This is a genomic window from Pseudomonas sp. WHRI 8519, from assembly GCF_040224055.2.
GTDB classification, from domain to species: Bacteria; Pseudomonadota; Gammaproteobacteria; order Pseudomonadales; family Pseudomonadaceae; genus Aquipseudomonas; species Aquipseudomonas putida_X.
In genome coordinates this window covers 1-21,914 of the sequence record NZ_CP167996.1, presented here as the reverse complement: position 1 = coordinate 21,914, position 21,914 = coordinate 1, and the positions used below count along the sequence as shown (strand labels likewise).

Annotated in this window: 15 protein-coding genes; 4 read left to right on the top strand and 11 right to left on the bottom strand. The window is 57.1% G+C overall.

Annotated features, from left to right (window positions below; translation table 11 throughout):
• Positions 1 to 4: 4 nt before the first annotated feature.
• Positions 5 to 889, bottom strand: a complete 885-nt coding sequence (locus tag ABRP30_RS00075; RefSeq protein WP_241806654.1) for an MBL fold metallo-hydrolase — start codon at positions 887 to 889, stop codon at positions 5 to 7.
• Positions 890 to 1,112: 223 nt separating this feature from the next.
• Here ABRP30_RS00075 and ABRP30_RS00070 point away from each other — a divergent pair, with 223 nt between their 5' ends.
• The 3 genes from ABRP30_RS00070 (at position 1,113) to ABRP30_RS00060 (ending at position 4,337) form a co-directional block, all read left to right on the top strand.
• On the top strand, positions 1,113 to 2,417 hold the full coding sequence (locus tag ABRP30_RS00070; protein WP_267819908.1) for a sigma-54-dependent Fis family transcriptional regulator: 1,305 nt from the start codon (positions 1,113 to 1,115) through the stop codon (positions 2,415 to 2,417).
• Between the two features lie 134 nt (positions 2,418 to 2,551).
• Positions 2,552 to 2,944 (top strand): RcnB family protein, encoded by a 393-nt coding sequence (locus ABRP30_RS00065; protein WP_267819906.1) that lies wholly within the window; start codon positions 2,552 to 2,554, stop codon positions 2,942 to 2,944.
• 115 nt (positions 2,945 to 3,059) lie between these two features.
• Positions 3,060 to 4,337 (top strand): DUF2254 domain-containing protein, encoded by a 1,278-nt coding sequence (locus ABRP30_RS00060; protein ID WP_267819904.1) that lies wholly within the window; start codon positions 3,060 to 3,062, stop codon positions 4,335 to 4,337.
• A 331-nt stretch (positions 4,338 to 4,668) separates the two neighbouring features.
• Here the strand turns inward: ABRP30_RS00060 and ABRP30_RS00055 are convergent, their stop codons facing one another.
• A complete protein-coding gene (locus tag ABRP30_RS00055) occupies positions 4,669 to 7,041 on the bottom strand; it encodes a DEAD/DEAH box helicase family protein (RefSeq protein WP_267819902.1) in 2,373 nt (790 codons plus the stop codon).
• 187 nt (positions 7,042 to 7,228) lie between these two features.
• A complete protein-coding gene (locus tag ABRP30_RS00050) occupies positions 7,229 to 7,657 on the bottom strand; it encodes a helix-turn-helix domain-containing protein (protein ID WP_267819900.1) in 429 nt (142 codons plus the stop codon).
• Between the two features lie 184 nt (positions 7,658 to 7,841).
• Here ABRP30_RS00050 and ABRP30_RS00045 point away from each other — a divergent pair, with 184 nt between their 5' ends.
• Positions 7,842 to 8,183: a YkvA family protein gene (locus ABRP30_RS00045; RefSeq protein ID WP_267819898.1), complete on the top strand. Its 342-nt coding sequence runs from the start codon at positions 7,842 to 7,844 to the stop codon at positions 8,181 to 8,183.
• Positions 8,184 to 8,365: 182 nt separating this feature from the next.
• Here ABRP30_RS00045 and ABRP30_RS00040 read toward each other — a convergent pair whose 3' ends face one another.
• The 8 genes from ABRP30_RS00040 to dnaA all read right to left on the bottom strand — a co-directional run bounded on the left by ABRP30_RS00040 (position 8,366) and on the right by dnaA (position 21,914).
• Positions 8,366 to 9,568 (bottom strand): DUF3322 domain-containing protein, encoded by a 1,203-nt coding sequence (locus ABRP30_RS00040; RefSeq protein ID WP_267819896.1) that lies wholly within the window; start codon positions 9,566 to 9,568, stop codon positions 8,366 to 8,368.
• Positions 9,565 to 12,951: an ATP-binding protein gene (locus ABRP30_RS00035; RefSeq protein WP_267819894.1), complete on the bottom strand. Its 3,387-nt coding sequence runs from the start codon at positions 12,949 to 12,951 to the stop codon at positions 9,565 to 9,567. The genes ABRP30_RS00040 and ABRP30_RS00035 overlap by 4 nt, the downstream gene beginning before the upstream one ends.
• Positions 12,944 to 13,699 carry a DUF4194 domain-containing protein gene (locus tag ABRP30_RS00030; RefSeq protein WP_267819892.1) on the bottom strand — a complete coding sequence of 252 codons (756 nt, stop codon included), beginning with the start codon at positions 13,697 to 13,699 and terminating at the stop codon, positions 12,944 to 12,946. Before ABRP30_RS00030 ends, ABRP30_RS00035 begins: the two co-directional genes overlap by 8 nt.
• Entirely contained in the window at positions 13,696 to 15,150 is a 1,455-nt protein-coding gene (locus ABRP30_RS00025) for a DUF3375 domain-containing protein (RefSeq protein ID WP_267819890.1), read from the bottom strand. Before ABRP30_RS00025 ends, ABRP30_RS00030 begins: the two co-directional genes overlap by 4 nt.
• A gap of 540 nt (positions 15,151 to 15,690) precedes the next feature.
• Entirely contained in the window at positions 15,691 to 18,111 is a 2,421-nt protein-coding gene (gene gyrB, locus ABRP30_RS00020; RefSeq protein ID WP_267819830.1) for a DNA topoisomerase (ATP-hydrolyzing) subunit B, read from the bottom strand.
• Between the two features lie 4 nt (positions 18,112 to 18,115).
• Entirely contained in the window at positions 18,116 to 19,219 is a 1,104-nt protein-coding gene (gene recF, locus ABRP30_RS00015) for a DNA replication/repair protein RecF (RefSeq protein ID WP_349975565.1), read from the bottom strand.
• Between the two features lie 15 nt (positions 19,220 to 19,234).
• Positions 19,235 to 20,338 carry a DNA polymerase III subunit beta gene (dnaN, locus tag ABRP30_RS00010; RefSeq protein ID WP_012312006.1) on the bottom strand — a complete coding sequence of 368 codons (1,104 nt, stop codon included), beginning with the start codon at positions 20,336 to 20,338 and terminating at the stop codon, positions 19,235 to 19,237.
• 40 nt (positions 20,339 to 20,378) lie between these two features.
• Complete coding sequence (gene dnaA / locus ABRP30_RS00005; protein ID WP_241806865.1) at positions 20,379 to 21,914, bottom strand: chromosomal replication initiator protein DnaA; 1,536 nt, start codon at positions 21,912 to 21,914, stop codon at positions 20,379 to 20,381.

Here is a 21,914-nt window from a genome sequence, read left to right as displayed (position 1 = left end):
GCTGTCAGAGCTTGTTCAACGGGATCTTCAGGTAGCTCACGCCGTTGGATTCCGGTTGTGGGAAATGGCCACTGCGCATGTTGACCTGCACTGACGGCAGGATCAGCACGGGCATTTCGAGGGTCTTGTCACGCGCCTCACGCATGGCGACAAAGCTGTCCTCATCAATGCCCTGGTGGACATGAATGTTGCTGGCGCGCTGCTCAGCCACGGTGGTGACATAGCGCATGTCGCGCCCCCCCGGCAGGTAGTCATGGCACATGAACAGCAGGGTCTGGTCAGGGAAAGCCAACAGGCGGCGGATGGATTGGTACAGGGTGCGAGCGTCAGCGCCCGGGAAGTCACAGCGCGCGGTACCGTAGTCAGGCATGAACAGAGTGTCGCCCACGAACAGCGCTTTTTCGCCCGCATCCTCTACCAGGTAACTCATGCAAGCGGGGGTATGCCCAGGCGTGTGCAGCGAGCGGGCGTGCAGGTTGCCTATGCGAAAGCCTTCCTCGTCCATGAGCAACACATCGAACTGGCTGCCATCACGGGCAAAGCCGGGCTCGGCGTTGAACAAGTCACCGAAGACTTTCTGTACCTTGGTGATCTGCGCGCCAATGGCGGTGTGGCCGCCGAGCTTTTCCTTGAGATACGCCGCGGCTGAAAGGTGGTCGGCGTGTACATGGGTTTCCAGAATCCACTGCACCTTGGCACCAAGGCTGTGAACCCGATCAATCAGGCGGTCAGCAGAGGCGGTGCAGGTGCGGCCTGACTTGGGGTCATAGTCCAGTACGCTGTCAATCACCGCACACTGGTTGGTCTCACGGTCCAGCACCAGGTAGCTGATGGTCGAGGTGGCGTCGTCGAAAAAAGCGTCCACCTGAAGGTTATTGCCGATGATCATCACGGTCTCCAAATAATCCACCCCGCCATTTAGAGGCGTAGGCAGTTACGGGTGGTTTATCAAGATGCATGCCAGGGGTTCAGGCCATGCCAACGCCCGTAAAATCGAACCCTGATGGCGCGAGGCAGGCCGGTCTGTCAGCTGCGCTGGCAGTCGACTGTCAGCCAATGGCAGTGTTTGGCAGTCCTTGTTACCCTCAACGGCTTAGCCCATCGGTGCCGTCATGCCTGAATCCCATCCCCTCATCCTAGCTCTGGTTTCCTACCTCGAACACGATGCGTTGCCTACCATCGTGCTGGACACCGACTACAACATCCTCGCAGCCAATGCCGCCTATCGCCGCCAGTTCGGCCGTGACGACCGTGCGCCACTGGGTGAGAAGTGCCACCGGGTTTCCCATCACTATGCCGTGCCTTGCGACCAGGCCGGTGAGCATTGCCCCATGCGCAAGGCCTGGGACAGCAAGCTGCCGGAACGGGTACTGCACATTCATCACACCCCGCGCGGGCCTGAACATGTGGATGTGGAACTGCGGCCGATCCTCGATGAGCAGGACAGGGTGGTCGCCTTCGTGGAACGGCTGACCACGGTCACGCTGGCCTCGGCGCAACCTCAACAACAGGGCTTGGTCGGGCGGGCGCCAGCGTTCAAAACGGCGCTGGCCAGCCTGCAACGTGCGGCACCCGCGCAGATCCCGGTGTTGCTGCAGGGTGAATCCGGAACAGGCAAAGAGCTTTTCGCCCGGGCGATCCATATGGGCAGCCCACGGGCCAATGGCCCATTGGTGGTGGTCGACTGCACCGGTTTGACCGAGTCACTGTTCGAAAGCGAGCTGTTCGGCTATGAGAAGGGAGCCTTTACCGGTGCCAACCAGCGCAAGATCGGCCTGGCTGAAGCGGCCCATGGCGGCACGCTGTTCCTTGATGAGATTGGTGAGGTGCCACTGGCGATGCAGGTCAAATTGCTGCGCCTGATCGAATCCGGCAGTTTCCGCCCAGTCGGCAGCCTGCGTACCGTGCACGCAGATTTCCGCCTGGTGTCTGCAACACACAAACCGCTCAAGCAGATGGTTGCAGAGGGTACGTTCCGCGAAGACCTGTATTACCGCATCAGTGGCTTTCCGATCCGCCTGCCCGCCTTGCGCGAACGCGTAGAGGATCTGCCCCTGCTTGCGCAGAGCCTGCTGCAACGCATGGCAGGCCAACCTGCCGCCAGTCTTAGCGACGCTGCGCTTCAGCAATTGGCCCTGCATAGGTTCCCAGGCAATATCCGCGAGCTGCGCAATATCCTGGAAAGGGCGCGCCTGTTTGCCGATGACGGGCTGATACGGCCTGAACATCTGCCGGAAGATGTGGGCCCGCCAATCGCATCCGGTGAGAAAAAGAGGCGCGCTCGCAGCGACCTGGGTGATCTGGCGCAGGCGCTGGAACAGTTTCCGGGCCCGCGCAGCGAGCTGGCGCGCCACCTGGGCATGAGTGAACGTACGCTGTATCGGCGCTTGAAAGCGCTGGGGCTGAACCCGGCTTAGGGCCCAGCGATACTTTACCGGACCTTTACCTCTGGCCAGGGATTACTCATCTCGAACGACGGTCTGAAGCATTAACCGTAATCGGCGTCTCGTTGAAGCACGCCGGACGTCTACATGCAAAGGATCGAGATACGATGAAAAAAACCCTATCCGTGCTCTGCGCTGCCTTGATGTTCAGCGCACCACTGGCCAGCTTCGCCCAACCCGGCCCGCCACAGGGGCACGATGGCGACCGCTCGCATCAGGGCCACCCGCAACAACATGGCAAACCCGGCAACGGCCAGGCTCACTCCTACCGTAATCCAGACTTCCATCCACAACCGGGGATGCCGATACCTCACCAGCAATGGCAGCGTGGCCATGTGGTAGACCCGCACTATCGCAACGACCGCTACTGGGTGACCGACTGGCGAGCCCGGCATCTATCCCCACCGCCACGCGATCACCGTTGGCTGTACGTCAACGGCGACTACGTATTGGTGGCCATTGCTTCCGGGGTGATCGTTAGCATCCTCAGCGGCTACTAAGGCGTAGAAACCTACAGCCCACCATAAAAACCCGCTTGCGCGGGTTTTTTGCCGGATTCTGGATTGAAACCTCTAGTCTGATAACTATTCGACCAGTCTTTTGAAGGTACTGCACATGATTGCGCGTTGGCGTTGGGTAGCGGGACAACTTACCAAGCGACTCTGGTTCAGAGCCACGCTGTTCTCCCTTCTGGGTGTAGCGACTGCGTTGCTTGCCATCGTGTTCAGAGATTTCATCCCGCACACCTTGCCAACACGCATCGGCGCAGATGCTGTGGACAAGATTCTCGGGATCATTGCCTCCAGCATGCTGGCTGTCACCACCTTCTCATTGAGCACGATGGTCACCGCTTACGGGGCCGCCAGTAGCGGAGTGACACCCCGGGCCACGACCCTCGTCATGGAGGACACCACTACCCAGAACGCCCTGGCCACATTCATCGGATCGTTTCTCTTCAGCCTGGTTGGCATCATCGCACTGAGTACCGGCCTCTACGGCAGCCAGGGGCGTGTCGTGCTTTTTGCGGTGACGCTAGCTGTCGTGGCGCTGATCATTTACACACTGCTGCGCTGGATCGATCACCTTTCCAAACTGGGACGGGTCGGAGAAACCATTGACCGTGTGGAAAAAGCAGCGATGGATGCCATAGCACATCGCGCTCGCTGGCCCTATCTGGGTGGCTCAGCGTACCCGATGGATCTTGTACTTCCGCTGTCCGCGCAAACAGTTGCCAGCAACCAGACGGGCTACATCCAACATATCGATGTGCAAGCCTTGAGTGCCATTTCCAAAGCGCTACAGATGCGGATTTATATGGAAGTCCTCCCAGGGAGTTTTGTGCACGTCGGTATGCCGGTGGCTCGCGTTGTACCATTGAGTGGCGAACACCCTGATGAGCAAAGCCTCAACGACCTGCTGGCGACGTTGACCATAGGCACCCGAAGGACCTTTGAGCATGACCCGAGGTTCGGGCTATGCGTGCTATCGGAGATCGCGTCCCGCGCGCTGTCGCCGGCGGTCAATGATCCGGGCACCGCTATCGATGTGATTGGCCGGGGCCTCAGGACACTGACGCACTGGGGCAAGGCCCACGTTTACGAGCCGGAACAGGGAACAAGCTGCGAGTGGGTTCACCTGCGAGCATTGACGGTGGATGATCTGTTCGACGATTTCTTTGCCCCTATCAGCAGAGACGGCGCCGCCCTTCTAGAAGTCGACCTTCGATTGCTCAAGGCCCTGGTCAGCCTGGCCCAGATAAACCCCGCGCTTTTCGGGCAGAGTTGCATCAGGCATGGCGACCAGCTTGTGATGCGTGCAGATGCTTCACTCACACTCGCGCATGAAAAAGATCAGCTGAGGGCGGTTCACCTGAAACTCAGGAAGCTTGATTGAACACGCCCAAAGCAAAAAGCCCGCTTACGCGGGCTTTTTGTTGAGAACAACCTGATGTCGATGGGCACATAAATTGTCATGGCTCCCCCCGAGAAAATGGGGGTTCCACGTGGAACATGGGCGCCATAAATGTCGCGTGCGGAACCGAATTCGTGTCGTATGGCGGCTTCCTGGCCCTATTAAATGTCGTTTCAAAACCGGCCTCTTCACGCTAGTAGAATACGTACAGACGACAGAAGCATGTTTCGCTACAAGCCACCATTTAGCCACAGGCCTCCAAGCATGCGGAAACATACGCCCACACCAACGAGGGCGGATCAGGTACCCCATCCTAGAGCAGTTTCATAGTAGCTAGGGTATCCATCATCCGGTACCCCATCGTCCTGTAGCCCATTTTGCGCTTTTCCCACATCCGCATTAATGCGACGTTGCCCTCATCCACAAAATCGATGACTTGTACGTCAGTCTTGGCAGTGTGCGCTCGATGCAACCGACCGGTGTACTGCTGGAGAATTCCTCGCCAGGAAATGGGCATAGCCAACACGAGAGTATCCAATGCAGGATGGTCAAATCCCTCACCAATCAATTTTCCGGTAGCAAGAAGCACACGAGGTGCGTCTTGAGATAAGGACTCAAGCTCTGAAAGCCGAGCTAACCGCTGCTTCTTAGGCATTCGCCCATGGAGGGTGTAGAGGTTTTCGACATGTCCCTTCAGTGCATGCTCTAGAACATCTACATGCTCGGTGCGCTGTGTCAACACGAGTACTTTTCTACCTTGGTCATACGCGGAACAAACGTCCGAAACAATCAGCGCGGTACGCCCCGTATCATCAGCAAGAGTTTTGAAGACGTCCTGTATCCCCGCACCGTCAGGTAATGGGATCGGACCTGAGAGCATTCGAGGAATGACTGACAAATCATGGGGAGCGCTTTCTGGTCGAGCGGCAGTATGCCGAATGGGACCGCACTGCATGAAAATGATTGGCTGCTGCCCATCTCGACGGATGGGTGTAGCGGTCAGCCCAAGCACATAGCGCGCGGGGGCGCTCCTCAGCAATGCTTCAAAAGACACCGCCGAGAGGTGATGGCACTCATCGACAATGACCTGACCGTAATTTTTGATCAGATCGCTGATTTCACCTTTCCGCGAAAGTGACTGCATCACAGCAATGTCGATCTGCCCAGTTGTCTTGGGCTTCCCACCGCCAATCGTACCGACGACCTCTTTGCCTACGCCCAAGAATGTTTGTAACCGAGCTTGCCACTGTCGAAGCAGTTCTGTGCGGTGCACCAGCACCAGCGTGTTGACTCTACGCCTGGCGATGAGTGCGGCAGCAGTTACTGTTTTGCCAAACGCGGTAGGGGCGCAGAGTATCCCGGTGTCGTATGGCATCAAAGCGTGGATCGCCGCGTCTTGATCTGGCCGTAAACTACCTAAGAAATCAACGTCGAGACTGACGCCAGCAAAGCGTTCATCCTGTAGCTGCGGGGTGATTTTGTACTCATTTAACAGGTCCAGTACCGAATCCCAGCAACCCCGGGGAATCCCAATATGCTGAGGAAAATTTTGTGCACAGCCGATGACCCTGGGCTTGTTCCAGACTGATAGGCGCATGGCCTGTGCCTTGTAAAAGTCAGGATTTTGAAAAGCAGCGAGTCGGATTAGCCTGTTAGCCAAGGGTTGAGGCAGCTGCGATTTTTCAAAGTAAATCAGGTTTGCCAGCGTGACCTTAAGGGTAGCTGGCAGAGAGCAGGTCAACGACTGGGATGTTTGCTCACGTTGTTTCCATGGCTCGGCTTCGTTCTGCTCGTCGACAAAAGCAACACCCAGTGGATCGCGATTGCCCATAGCTTGATTGACAGCGGGCTGGATACCTTCAGGGCTCATCCGTCGAACCGTGGCGAGGAACCGCCATTGGTCAGAATATGGCTCCAAGGAATCATCGACAAAGACACTGTGATTGTTACCCCTGGCTCGCTTTTGCAGTGGCAAAGCAATCAGGTTACCGAACCCACCCTTGGGCATGAAATCCTGATTCGGGAAAAGTCTGTCGTACGAACTGAGTGACAGTTGCCGGGTGCGCTCGCAAGCATGGCTAATGATCGCGGCCCCCAAACGGCGGGCATCAATCGCAGGCACTTTGTCTTGGAAGAAAATCCACGCGTGAGCCCCATTTCCAGAACGCGAGACTTCCAGTGCTACGGGGACATCGAGAGAGCGAGCAGCTTGCACAAAGGCCAGTGCATCTTCTCGCCAATCAGCCTCATCGAAATCGACAGCTAGGAAATGACACGTATCATCCGAAAGCAACGGGTAGACGCCGACCACAATGGCTCCGGCTAAGTGACGATAAATGACATCATCGCTCACCGGCAGTAGCTGACGCTGCCCACAATCACTGCACTTGATGCGTGGTTTTTCGCAGATTCCCGGTCGCCATTCATTGGCGCAGGCGGGTGCATAGCCAGACTTGCCGCCTCTGCTTTCCCAGCGCAACGGGTAAGTATCAATACGGCCCTTGAACAAGCTGCGGAAAAGGGCGAGTTTGCTACCAGTATCAAGACTGGTGAACGACTGATTACCCTCCACCGGTACACATACAGGCTCAGCTGGAAGCTGCCACTCAATGCGATGTGCTTCAAGCAAAGCTATCAGTCGAGCATTTTCAGCACGTAATTTCGCCACCAGCGTGGAATCGGTCACCGCTTCGGAGCCTCAGCCATTGATAGATCGCTTTAGTCTCGTTCAGGCTATCAGCAGGGGAAGGGCGGATCAAACAACCACGGCATAGCAGTCGGAGCAGAGTGCAACTCATGCCCAGGCAAGCATCAATCTGCCTAGGCGCTAGAAAGAAGAATACCTAAGGCGCGGCAGGCACGGCGAGCAGGCTTCATTTCTTGAATATGGACGAAATGTAAGAGCTGACTCCCCCTATGGCGATCCCAGAAAGCGCTCCTAATCCAATCAATGAGAGCTTTGATATCTGGCTGCTGCCTGTCACCCATTGATCCAGGTTTGCCTTGATCTCCTCCTCTGAAGGTAGTTCACACACAACCTGGATACCTTGCTTCTCCAAACCAGCGACTCTGTCATCGACAACCTTCATCAGCTCCCAAAGCTTGATATTAAGTGCCACAGAAGCCCTACCCAAATTTTCTAAGGTGCATGCTCTGCCGAGTTCCATTCTTCCCCACGTTGATTGGGTCAGACCGGCAATAGCGGCAACCGACGCTTGGGTCATTACGCGTCGTTCGCGCTCTTCGCTCAGTACTGCCCCGATGACCGACGCATACGTCGCGCTCTTAATTGGAAGGCTCATGACCGTCTCCTAGCCATTCAGTCGCGGCAGCATAGCACGCAATAGTTGGAACTCAAATAAACACTACCAACCACAAAAATACATTACAACCCACTTGACGGGTTACAGCTCTTTGATCAATTATTTTCTCACCATGAGCAGATCCTGCTGCCATGGCTTACCAAAGCTCATAGGAGCCGCAAAAATGACCACAGCCGAATTTAGCTCGGATGACTTCAGTCAAGACAGCTTCTGGAAGAAAGTGACCAAGTATGCAAAGAAAGCTGGGCGTGAGGTTGTTCAGAAAGCGCTTGAGATCTACTACATCACGATTGATGAGAAGACCCCGATGAAAGTCAAAGCGATTGGCGCCAGTGCGCTGACATATTTTGTATGCCCGATTGATCTCATTCCTGACGTCGCCCCGGTCGTTGGCTATAGCGATGATTTGGGGGTGCTAGTGGCTGCGGCAGTGGCCTTAACTCCCTATTTCACGGATGAAATTCGCCAGAAAGCCAACCAAACATTTGAGGCTTTCTTTGATTGATCCATGCATGTGCTACGTGCCAGTCCCAGACTGGCCGTAGCGATACCCCAGCCAAAAAGTATCGGTTCAGAGGCCGTCAAACGACAGACTGAATTCGGATGAACCAATCGTGTGAACTCTGATTGATTGGAAACTCCAGCCTAAAAGCGCACTCCATTCAGAAAAGCTTTTTCTGGCAAACCTCAAGCCTTCGGAACGATCCTGGAGAACCCGAGCCAGCTAGCCAGGAACTGCTCGACAAAATCCTGGGACAACCTCTCCTGCTCCAGTCGGCCAACCCCAAATTGACTAGAGCGAAGCTCATCAAACAGGGTCTGCTCGGCAGGGGTCAAACCGTACTCCGGTAGCTCAGCTGGTAGCTCTTCGCATACCCCTCGCTCAACGTGGGCGATCAGCGTCTCGCGATCCATCATCACGGCTTCAACATGGGGCTGCCTCAGCCGGGCATCGGATAGGAATTTCAACCCCCACGTATCGAGATCTCCCCAGTAACCTATGCGCTTGCTCTTCAACCAGTCGGCTTGTAACCAGGCGGTGTTTGCACCTCCGCCGAACACCGCAATAGTGTCCGGTAACTCAGAAAGTCCATAACCAGCCTGTAGATTCTCAACCACCAGTACGTTCTGAGCAGGCAACGGATGGGTCATCAGTTGCTCAAAGGACAGCCGAACGAGATCAAGCCCAGCAAGGCGACCTTTCACGTCAGGGCAAAGTGGTTTCACGTGAAGCCAGTTGGATGGCGTGGCGCGGCAGCCTAGCCAAGCCTCTAACCCGCCATGAGCGGAAACCTCCTGGTCGAGCATCGTATCCAACAGAGCGGCAATTAGGCTCTGGTTCAGCTCCACGAACTTGGTATCCACCTTCTGGAGTGGCAGGGCCCGCAAGTATCGACGCTGGCCCATTCCACGCTGGAGTTGTGGCAGCAGGCAGGCCAGCAAATGGATGTCCGTCATGGAGAGCTTCTCCAGCTCTCCAAGCTGCTTGATGAGGGTAGTGAACAGAGCCTTATCCAACGAGAGCAACGGCTCCATTCGCTCCGCCCAGCCCCTGCTTCGTTCAACAGCCTCAGCCCCCAGCGCAGCGATGAGGGCTTGCGTTGATTCGATCTCCAACCTGACCGGGACTTCGCACTCACCCAGTTGCCGAAATCGCTTCGTCACCCATGCAACTTGATGCGGCCACGGCCATTTCCGCCAGGCCGCGATATAGCCATGGAAATGGTCAAGATCCTCAAGCGCCTGGCTACCGGTTGGCGGCTTCAGCAAGCAAGGAATTGGGAAAGGTCGCGCCCCTAAGAGCCGCTCCCGCAGCCGGCCTGTATGTTCCCACTCCAGTCGGCGCAGCTCCTCAACAACGTCATCTGGAAGTCGTCCCCAATCCCTCACAGAGCTGGCTCCACTTCGATCCCCAGTGAACTGGCCACCTTTTGCAGACCCTGCTGTTCATGACGCGCCAGCTGCTCGTCAATTTCCTCCCAGGTGACCTCGCAGAGCCGACTCTCATGCTTGTCCTGGTCACGCTCCGCGATCAACAGCGAGCGCGCCGATTCACGTGCAAGGTTGAGGTTCTTGTATGGAGTAATCAGATTCACGTGGATCTTCAGTTCTCGGAAGACCTTGAGCACCCGACGACTCACCGCCTCGGCGGTATTGGAGAAGGCCTCATCCAGGAACACGGTGCAGTAGAGCGGACGGTCGCTGCCATCGGGCGTCAGTACGTAAGCCAAGCTTGCGGCTACGATGGTGCCGGCAAACGACTCCTTTTCCCCGCCTGATTTTCCGCTGGAAGACTCCAGCACATCGCGTACCTTTTTGCTGCCTTTCTCAACCTCCTCGGCGTAGAAGGACAGCTGGTAGCGCGAGTCCAACAATCGCAGGCTCTCTAGGTTGCCCGAGGTCGCAGGATTGGTGGCCTTCTCCAGTTTCTCGATCAACTCCTTCAGCTCAACAAAGCGAGCCTCATGATCGTCACTTCCGGCTCGTGCCAGCACGCGCATTAACTGGCCATTGAACGCTTTCACGTGTTCGAAGAGTTCTGCCCGGCTTCCCAGACGAAGGTAGGTTCCCTGCCTAAACTCTGTGCGCTTCAGGACATCGTTGATCGTTTCGATTCGATCCTGGATGTCCTCACGTTCGGCCTGAATCGTTTGACTGATTCGCGCCAGTGACTGGGTTGCGTTGCGGTTCAAGCGCTCTCGGAAACGCTCCACCAGGTCTGGTAAGCCCTCCTGTACCAAGTGGGTCAGGTGATCGAGATACTCCTCCAGACCATCGACGCCTGCGAGCCAATCATTGGCGATGAGCGGCCATTTCGCCTTGAAATCGGAGACAATTCCGCTCGCTTTAGTAGAAGCCCTAACCTCACGGGTTTGGGTTCGCTTTCGCGCGTCTTCCGCCTCTGAACGATGGCGACCTTCAAGCTCTGCAACACCATCCAAGTCCTCAAGATGTAGCTGCCCAACACGTAGGATGAGCAACTCACGTACTTCATTCGTCAACCCAGCCTTAGCCTGCTCGAAAGCTTGGTCCAGCTGCTGGTTCGCCTGAGTCACATTGCTATCCAGCCCACCAATCCTTTTGCTGACAGCACCCTTCTGCTCTTGGATCTCTTTAAGTTCAGCTCCAGCCTGCTCCCACCGTGCCTTTGCCACCCCCAGCTCGCTATCAGGCTGCTCAAGCGCCCCTAGATCCGTCTTCAGCGACTGCATCCGATCTTGAGCTGACTGGACATCAATTGCCGCCCACGTGAGCTGGGCGATGCGCTCCCACACGCGTGTGTGCTTGTCGAGGTCGTCCATGGCCGTGCGCGCATCCGCTGTCAGCTGGGCCAACTTTTTGACCTCTGCCTCCAACTCGACACGATCCTTCCTTAACGCCGCTAGACGCCCCTTGTTACTGAATCCCAAACACCAGAAACGCGGGTTATCAATGCGCTGCTGGTCCTTCTTCTCAAATCGCCCTTTATCCAGATGCACCAGGCCCTGGATGGTCATCGAGAAGTCGGTCTGGTCCAATATTTCGGTCGATGCCACACAGTGCAGGTCGAAACGCGAGAGGTGCTTTTTCAGCCAATCACGATAGGGGTGCGGCTTCCAATCCAGCATTTTTAGAAAGCCATCTGGCAGAAACTCAGCAACCTGCGGCTGCTGGTTCAGCCGAACAACCTGCACCCTGACATGGAGCCCCGTGTGGCGAGTGTTCAGCCACTTGGTCACCAAGCGATATCGCTCATCAGGCACCAGCAGCGTGGTGCGAAGCCCTCCCAGCGCCCGTTCAATAGCGCCTTGCCAAGGTCGATGCGCCTCCAGGACAGCGATCAACTCGCCAACGAAAACAACCTCCGCAGGATCAAGCGACAAGCTCTCTACCAGTTGGTCGCGAAGCTTCTGATAGGAAGGTTCAATGTTGGAGTCAGGTCGCGACTCCATGTCTTCGATCTCGCCTGCCAGTTCCTTGAGCTGCGTTTGCTCACGGGACAGGTTCGCTGCCGACGAGGCGAACTGATCCTGGCGCGCCTGACGTAATGCCGGCATATCCGCCAACTCCGTTTGCGCTGTCACCTGGTTTTGCTTGAACACGTCGAGCGACAGCGTGTCGGGCAAACCAAGGACTCGTGCGTCCATCTGATACCGGCGCGCATCGCGCACGCTGTCGTCATGCACCTGCGTCGCCGCTTTCAGGTCTTTCCGCAGTCCCTCCAGTCGCTCACCACCTTGCGACTGGTAGGCATGGAACAGTGCCTGTACCCGCCCCGTCGCTTGCTCCTCCAAAGTGCCAAGGCGGGTCATCTCCTCTGCCAACTGAAACAGTTCCGCCTCGTATTGCTTCAGGCGCAGCCCCCACAGTCGAGAACACTGTTCGCCAAAGTAGACCGGCAGGCCGGCTAGCTCAGCTAAGATCCGCCGCATCTCCTCCCTGGCCTGATTCAGCGCTTGGCTGGTCTCTGGCAACTCAATCAGAGCATCCCGCTGGCGCCGAGCATCATCGAGTTCGCCATGGACGCTGACCAAGTCATCGAATTCACTGACCGCAAGCCGGGCATGCTCCTTGACCTGACTGGGCTCTAGGACCAGATCTCGAATCAAGCTGGTGAGGTCATCAATCTTCTTCAAACCCAGCGCCCGGGAGAGCAGGGCAGGAGCGTTACGGTTCTCCATGCGCAGGAGCCGCACATAGGTCTCTTGATACTCGGTAAACGAATCGAATGCCTCGACCAGCGGGTCCTCTTTGAGGTGTTGCTTCAGCACACGGGCATTGCCCTCACCGAAGAGATGCAACAGCTCATCCAAGCGCACATCGCGCTTACCCACCACAAAAAGGCGTTTGAGGTCGTTGAGCGAGTTGCTGGCCTGGGTAATCCAGAACAGGGCCGCCAAGGTGACCTTCGAACCATCGTCCGCTTGGTACAGCGCCCGAAGCCCCGTTGCGGTCGCCCCTGAGCGTTTCAGCAGGGTAGCCGTCTCGTTGCCATCATGGGCCTTGCCATAGTTTCCTCGCACATAGGACATCAAGGTGCGATCCGTACGGTCCCCTTGAGCAGCCGCGATGTTGAACGACGCCTTGCTGGAGGGCAGCAACAGCGCCATCAACCCATCAATGAGTGTCGACTTACCGGCACCGTTGTCACCGGTAATGAGGGTTCCCTCGGGGTCTATCTTCGCGGAATGCAGGCCATGGAAGGAGCCCCAGTTGTATACCGACAGCTCGGCTAGACGGATCTGACCAGTGCTGAACAACTCACTCAGACTTACCTCGCTTGCCTCAAGCATCCTGCACCTCTTCGCCCGTTTTGACGCCCGCATCACCAGCTAGGCGTTCGTACTCTTTCAATAGACGTTCAAGAAAATCGGCATTGACGACATAGCGGATCACCGAGGTGATCTCAAACCGCTCGTCATCCCCACGAACCGCAGTGATGAGACGCTTATCTTTCAACAAGGCGAGCGATCCGTTGAGTGTCCTCCGCTCGGAACGGGAGCTGTAGGTCAGCGGCAAAAAGGGTGTCATCAATGCTTCGATCCGCTCGATATCGATGATGATCTTCTGTTCGCCCGCTGTTTCTCGCTCCTGGTAGTACTTGCGCAGCACCAGCAACAGCAGCGTGTCATAGAGGCTGAGCGTGCGTTTGTTGATTAGGCGTGACGCTTCGTCAGCCTCCTCGTCCTGCTCTGCCACCTCCTGCTGGAGCAGGATGGCAATGCCGGCCTTCATGTCCAGCAACATGCGCATGAACATGTTGCCCAAGTGCTCTGCAATAAGGCCCTCGTGCCGGCACAGCGCTTCGAACGCCAGACGTTTGCTATCGGCCATCACCACCCCTTGGCGGAGTAACAGCACCAGGGCGCGCCGGGCTTCTAGTGGCATGCCGACTTCAGCCCCCCCAACGACGGGCGGCTCAACCGGGGCATCCTCAAACGTCTTCACCTCACCGCTGACTGACGGCGTTTCAGGGCGAATCGTTCGATACTGGTCAAACAGGGCAGGGGCCTGTTGGGAATGCTGCTCTTCCTCGTTCATAAGGCGAGTTCCTCCAAATCCGTTGGAAACTGCTCGGCGGACATAAGCAAAGAGGGAATGTTGGCCCGAATCCCATTGCCGGTCCGATCCACTACCACCAGACTTTCTGGGTGTTCCAACACTACAGCGCTGACTGCTTTGGCGATCCGCACGTGCGCCACCAGCTCTTCCAACCCTCCGGTGATAGGGCGGTGACTGACGATGCTCGCCACCGTCATCGGGCCGTGCTCAGTGAGCAACTGCTTCACATCCTGGGCCACTTCCAGCACCTTGACCGTGTTGAGGTGATCCAGCATGCCGAGACTGGCAACGTGACTATTGGTATTTGCGGCCACCTGCCGGGTATCTAGGCGCTCTTCAGGTAGTCGTAGGTGAATACTGGACGGAGAACGCACACGCAGACTGCCCGTGGGGAGATCCACAGCCACCGGCTCGCGCAGGCTCAGCTCCTGTTCCTTGAAATTCACCGCCAGCCGCTCCAGTTGGCGAAGCAGTCGTTCGACCGCACGGCGCTCTTGCTGAACGCCGCTTTCCACAAAAGCCCGCAGGCTCTCCTCGGTCCGGCGCCGGACCTGGAATACCCGCTCACTTTCCTTGCCCAACTCGCGGACCAGATGGGATAGGTAACGAAGTTCGTCTGATTTCAGATACTGGGATGCCGGGCGTGCCAAGATCGAACGGATTTGCTCACGGAATTCAGTGATTCGATTCTGATCACAGAGCAACTGATAGAAGCCGTCGAAGGCCTGCCCGGCATCGGTCTGGAGCAGTTCACCTTCATGCTCTATCAACGCCTTCACCACTTCACCGCGCCCAGACTCCGACTCGATCATGCGGATACGCATGCGCTGATCGAGTTGGCGAATTTCGTCCTCCAGCCGACGAAAGTCGCCCGTGAGCACTGACGTCAGGTGATACAGTCCCCGGATGCGCTCACGCTGTTCCGGCGCGCTCAGCTCTGGCACCTCGCCCATCTGCAAACGCTCAATTTCCAGATCGAGTTCCTGCCGGCGGGCAGTGAGCAGAGTGATTCGCTCTTCCGGGTTTGGGCTCAGGGCGACAGCCAAATCTCGTACGGCGTCTTGCACAATGCGCAGGTGCGAGGCCGTGGCGTTACTGTCTCGCTGATCCAGGCTCTGGACAAAGCGTAGTGCCAGCTCGAAGGCATCGGTTCGGGCGAGCTTGTCATCAAGCTCACGCAGCCAGCCCGCCTGGATCCATTGGCGCAGATAGGTTCCCGAGTTGTCGTGCAGGCCGTAAGCCTCCTGCCAGAGGGGCAGCTCAGCCTCCAACGCAGCCCGTGCTTTCCCGAATGGGACCTCGCTGTCTTGAGCAAAAAGATCACTGATGAACGCAAGAACGATGGGCGCATTCTCTGCATGCAGTAAACGCCACGCTTGGTGCTCCGCGAGCAACCGCCTGAACCGCGCCTGCTGCTCGTGTAAGCTCATCGACACCTCCTTGTGCTTCAAGCCAGATTGGGTGCTGGCGCAGACGATCCAATCCCACTATGCGTACCATGACAGGAAATCAGGGTTCGCTTGCTCAGATAATCACAGCATGGCTGATGCGCCCAATTAGATCTAGCACCATGCGTGTCTCGACTTCGGTACGCAACCAATCAACCGGGCGCTCTCCCGCTTAACTTTGACCGAAGTGGAAATTAACTTTCCCACCTACAGCAGCCAAGCAGCCAAGCAGCCAAGCAGCCAAGCAGCCAAGCAGCCAAGCAGCCAAGCAGCCAAGCAGCCAAGCAGCCAAGCAGCCAAGCAGCCAAGCAGCCAAGCAAGGATGCGGTTTGTTTCGATGAAGCCGCAACGATGTTCCATCACATCACCCATAAAACCCACACTAGGGCTTGGAGCCTGGTGTGTATCGCTATGACTAGGCTACGCCACAAAGAAAAACCCCGACACTAAGGCCGGGGTTTTCCCTAGAAAGCGACAGTAACTCGCCCACTTGCGACACTTAATGTGCCCATCGACACCTGATCAGAAGTCCAGGTTCGAAACCGACAGCGCGTTGCTTTCGATGAAGTCACGGCGAGGCTCAACCGCATCGCCCATCAAGGTATTGAAGATCTGATCGGCGGCAATCGCGTCTTCGATGGTGACCTTGAGCATGCGCCGTACAGTTGGGTCCATAGTGGTTTCCCACAACTGATCCGGGTTCATCTCACCCAGCCCTTTGTATCGCTGGATGGTGTGTCGCTTGGTGGTCTCGTTCATCAGCCAATCCAGGCCTTCCTTGAACTCGACGATCGCCTTGCGACGCTCACCACGCTGTACATAAGCACCTTCACCCAGCAGGCTCGACAACTTGGAACCGATGTTGACCACCGTGCGGTAGTCGTTGCTGCCGAAGAAATCGCGGTTGAAGGTGATGTAGCTGGCCAGGCCGTGCGAGGTGATTTCCACTTCTGGCAGCCACACATTGCGCTCCTTGTCCTCGCGCAGGGTGGCCTTGTACACCAGGCCAGACTTCTGGCTATTGCTCAAGCGCTCCTGCAGTTTGGCCAACCAGTTCTCCATGACGGCATGGTCGCCCAATTGCTCAAGGGTAACTTCCGGCAGGTAGATGAAGTGCTCGGTCAACTCTTCCGGGTACAAGCGAGACAAACGCTTGAGGGTCTTCATTACACTGCGGAACTCGTTGACCAAAACCTCTAGCTGAACACCGGAAACGGCTGGCGCAGATTCATCCAGGTGCAGGCTGGCATCTTCGAGGGCCGACTGGGTCATGTATTCTTCCATGGCCTCGTCGTCCTTGATGTACTGCTCCTGCTTACCTTTCTTCACTTTGTACAGCGGTGGCTGGGCAATATAGATGTAGCCACGCTCGACCAGCTCTGGCAGCTGACGGAAGAAGAAGGTCAGCAGCAGGGTACGGATGTGCGAACCGTCAACGTCAGCATCGGTCATGATGATGATGTTGTGATAGCGCAGCTTGTCGATGTTGTACTCTTCGCGGCCGATGCCACAGCCCAGCGCGGTGATCAGTGTGCCCACTTCCTGGGAGGAGATCATCTTGTCGAAACGTGCTTTCTCGACGTTGAGAATCTTGCCCTTGAGCGGCAGGATCGCCTGGGTACGACGGTTACGACCTTGTTTGGCCGAGCCACCTGCGGAGTCACCCTCCACCAGGTACAGTTCGGAAAGGGCAGGGTCCTTCTCTTGGCAGTCCGCCAGTTTGCCCGGCAAGCCGGCGATATCCAGCGCGCCCTTACGGCGAGTCATTTCACGTGCTTTGCGCGCCGCTTCACGGGCACGGGCAGCATCGATCATCTTGCCGACGACCGCTTTGGCTTCGTTGGGGTTCTCCAACAGGAAGTCGGCGAAGTACTTGTTCATTTCCTGTTCCACGGCGGTTTTCACCTCCGAGGAGACCAGCTTGTCCTTGGTCTGGGAGCTGAACTTCGGATCCGGCACCTTGACCGAAATGATCGCAGTCAGGCCTTCCCGAGCGTCGTCACCGGTGGTGGAAACCTTGTTCTTCTTGGCCAGGCCTTCCTGCTCGATGTAGTTGTTAAGGCTACGGGTCAGGGAGGAGCGGAAACCAACCAGGTGGGTACCGCCATCGCGCTGTGGAATGTTGTTGGTGAAGCACAGCAGGTTTTCGTTGAAACTGTCGTTCCACTGCAGGGCGACTTCAACACCTACGCCATCGTCACGTTGGACGTTGAAATGGAACACCTGGGAGTTGACCGGCGTCTTGTTGGTGTTCAGGTATTCAACGAATGCACGCAGGCCGCCTTCATATTTGAAGAACTCTTCTTTGCCCGAGCGCTCGTCTTTCAACAGGATGCCAACACCCGAGTTCAGGAACGACAACTCACGAATACGCTTGGCCAGGATATCCCAGCTGAAGTGAATGTTCTTGAAGGTCTCAGCCGAAGGCTTGAAGTGAATGTGGGTACCGGTAGTTTCGCTTTCGCCCACAACGGCCATCGGCGCCTGTGGAACGCCATGAACGTAGGTCTGTTCCCAGATCTTGCCGCTACGGCGAACGGTTAGCACCAGTTTTTCAGACAGGGCGTTTACGACCGAAACACCTACACCGTGCAGACCGCCGGAAACCTTGTAGGAGTTATCATCAAATTTACCGCCGGCGTGCAGCACGGTCATGATGACCTCGGCTGCGGAGACGCCTTCTTCTTTATGCACGTCGACCGGAATGCCGCGACCGTTGTCGCGCACACTAATCGATTCGTCCGGGTGGATAATGACGGTAATGTCATCGCAGTGCCCGGCGAGGGCTTCGTCGATCGAGTTGTCGACCACTTCGAAGACCATGTGGTGCAGGCCGCTACCGTCATCGGTGTCGCCAATGTACATGCCGGGACGCTTGCGCACGGCATCCAAACCTTTCAGCACCTTGATGCTTGAGGAGTCGTACGTTTGATTTTCGCTCATGCCTTCACTCCCGATGGTCGTGGGTCTGGGTGATACGGCCTTGTTCCACGTGGAACAAAGCGACTGGCGTTTCCGTCTGCCAGCCTTCCCTCAGTAATTCTTGATCTACACAGGTGATGAACACCTGGCAGCGTAATTCTTCTAGCAAGCGGCACAGTGCACGGCGATGCTGGTCGTCCAACTCGGACGGCAAGTCATCCACGAGATAAATACAGTGGCCGCGGCGAGCCTGGCTAACGAGATGGCCTTGAGCAATGCGCAGAGCACAAACCACCAACTTTTGCTGACCACGCGACAGGATGTCGGCTGCATTATTGGCAGCCAGACGAAGGCGCAGATCAGCACGCTGCGGGCCGGCCTGGGTATGGCCCATCTGCTGATCGCGAAGGAGAGAAGAGGCGAGTACTTCGTTGAGTTCCCGGTCCTTGTCCCAGCCTCGGTAGTAGCTAAGGGTCAACCCGTCCAGCTCGACCAGTTCGCTCAGGGTTTGCTCGAAGACGGGCTTCAAGGCCTTGATATAGTTGCGACGGTATTCATCTATTTCCGCACTGGCCAGGCACAATTCCCGGTCCCAGGCGGCTTGCGAAGCTGGGTCAAGTGTACCATGCCGCAACCATGAGTTCCGCTGCCGCAACGCCTTCTGCAGACGCTGCCACGCGGGCATGAAGCGAGGTTCCACGTGGAACACTCCCCAATCGAGAAACTGGCGGCGGATCTTCGGTGCGCCTTCAAGCAACCTGAAACTGTCTGGGTTGATGAGCTGCAGGGGCAGCAATTCTGCGAGCTGCGCAGCGCTCTTGGCATTCTGCCCATCAATACGGATAGTGAAATCGCCCCCGCGCTCGCGCGACACACCCAGGTTGCTGATGCCGCCTTGGCCTGACTGCACTTCGCCAAAAACCGTACACGCTGCCTGCTCGTACTGAATGACCGGGTTCAGTCGGGTACTGCGGAACGACCTGGCCAAGCCGAGCAAATGCACCGCTTCAAGCACACTGGTCTTGCCGCTGCCGTTTGCGCCGTAGAGGATATTGATGCGGGGGGAGGGTGAGAGGGTCACCGGGTGCAGGTTGCGCACCGCGGTGACCATGATACGTCGAAGGGACATCTGGCCTGCTACAGGTTACAGGCGCATTGGCATGACAACATAAGACGAGTCGTCATTGCCTGCTTCTTGCAGCAGAGCACTGCTATTGGAATCGGAGAGAATCAGGCGAACCTGTTCGGTTGTCATCACACCCAAGACGTCCAGCAGGTAACTGACGTTGAAGCCGATCTCCAGCGATGCACCGTCATAGTCGACGCTGATCTCTTCTTCCGCCTCTTCCTGTTCCGGGTTGTTCGCCTGGATTTTCAACTGGCCGGCTGCCAACTGCAGACGAATACCACGGTACTTCTCGTTGGAAAGAATCGCCGTACGGCTGAACGCTTCGCGCAAGGCCTGACGATCGCCAATGACCAGCTTGTCACCGCCCTTGGGCAGTACACGCTCATAGTCCGGGAACTTGCCATCGACCAGCTTGGAAGTGAAGGTGAACTCGCCTGTGTTCGCACGGATGTGGTGCTGGCCCAGGACAATGCTGACCATGCCTTCGGGGTCGGTGAGCAGGCGCGCCAGTTCGAGGATACCTTTACGTGGCACGATGACCTGATGCCGCTCATCCTGCTCGATGGCTGCGCTCATGGAGCACAGTGCAAGGCGGTGGCCATCGGTAGACACGGCACGCAGGGTATTGCGCGACACTTCAAGCAGCATACCGTTGAGGTAGTAACGTACATCCTGCTGAGCCATGGCAAAGCTGGTGCGCTCGATCAAGCGACGCAGTTTGCTCTGTTCAAGGTTGCAGGTCAGCGAACCTGGGCCTTCTTCCACGGTGGGGAAGTCGTTGGCAGGCAGGGTCGACAGGGTGAAACGGCTACGGCCGGCCTTGACCAACAACTTCTGTTCATCGACCTTGATATCGATCAGCACGTCGTTCGGCAGGCTTTTGCAGATGTCCATCAGCTTGCGCGCCGGGACAGTGATTTCGCCTGGCTCAGCCGGCTCTTCCAGTTGTACGCGGCCTACCAGTTCGACTTCCAGATCGGTACCCGTCAACGACAGTTGCTGGCCTTGCACGACCAGCAGTACGTTGGACAGGACCGGCAAGGTCTGACGGCGCTCGACGACACCGGCGACCAGTTGCAGGGGTTTCAACAGGGCTTCGCGTTGAATGGTGAAATGCATGGTCTAGTCCCTTGCCTTCAATTAGCTGCGCTGGCGGCCATCAGGTGGTGAGCGTGCGCAGGAGGTTCTTGTAGTCCTCGCGGATGTCCGCGTCGGATTCCTTGAGTTCGTTGATCTTGCGGCAAGCGTGCAGCACCGTGGTGTGGTCACGACCGCCAAACATGTCGCCGATCTCTGGCAGACTGTGGTTGGTCAGCTCTTTGGACAACGCCATGGCCACCTGACGCGGGCGCGCTACCGAGCGCGAACGGCGCTTGGACAACAGATCGGAGATCTTGATCTTGTAGTACTCGGCCACGGTGCGCTGAATGTTATCCACACTCACCAGTTTGTCTTGCAGCGCCAGCAGGTCCTTCAGCGACTCGCGAATCAGCTCGATGGTGATGTCGCGGCCCATGAAGTGCGAGTGAGCGATGACACGCTTCAGTGCCCCCTCAAGCTCACGCACGTTGGAGCGAATACGCTGAGCGATGAAGAACGCGGCATCGTGCGGCAGCTCGACTTTGGCCTGGTCGGCCTTTTTCATCAGGATCGCCACGCGGGTCTCGAGCTCCGGCGGCTCGACAGCCACTGTGAGGCCCCAGCCGAAACGCGACTTCAACCGCTCCTCCAGACCTTCGATTTCCTTCGGATAGCGGTCGCTGGTGAGAATCACCTGCTGACCACCCTCCAGCAAGGCGTTGAAGGTGTGGAAAAACTCTTCCTGAGAACGCTCCTTACGGGCAAAGAACTGGATATCGTCGATCAGCAACGCATCGACCGAACGGTAGAAGCGCTTGAATTCGTTGATCGCGTTGAGCTGCAAGGCCTTGACCATGTCCGCGACGAAGCGCTCGGAATGCAGGTACACCACCTTGGCATTCGGGTTCTTTTTCAGCAGGTGGTTACCCACAGCATGCATCAAGTGGGTTTTACCCAAGCCCACACCACCGTAAAGGAACAGTGGGTTGTAGCCATGCTTCGGGTTGTCGGCAACCTGCCAGGCGGCGGCCCGGGCCAATTGGTTGGACTTACCCTCTACAAAGGTTTCGAAGGTGAACGTACGGTTCAGATAGCTGGTGTGCTTGAGCGCACCCTCCACCTGAACGTTGCGCTGTTCGGTACGACCTGGTGCGACAGGTGCCGGAGCGCTGTCGGCCATCGAATCATAGCTGTCTCGCGACGGCGCCTCAGCCATATCCGAGGCCTGCGCAGGCTCCGCCGAAGGCACCGAGACCGGGTCAGCAACAGCCATGACTGGCGCGGCTGCTGGTTGCGCGTGGGTCTGCGCAAGGGATGCAGCCACTGCAGCGCTGACCGGGGCGTTAGGCGCGGCCCGCGGTGCGGAGCTGCGACGGCTGCCTATTAATAAGGAAAGGGCAGGCGCGATGCCGCTACCGTTTTCACCCAACAGTTCGAGCAGACGGCCGAGGTACTTTTCATTCACCCAATCGAGAACGAAACGGTTAGGCGCATACACGCGCAACTCGTCGCCTTCGGCTTCGACCTGTAGCGGACGGATCCAGGTGTTGAATTGCTGGGCAGGCAGTTCATCGCGCAGAAGCTCCACGCACTGCTGCCAAAGTTCCACTGACAC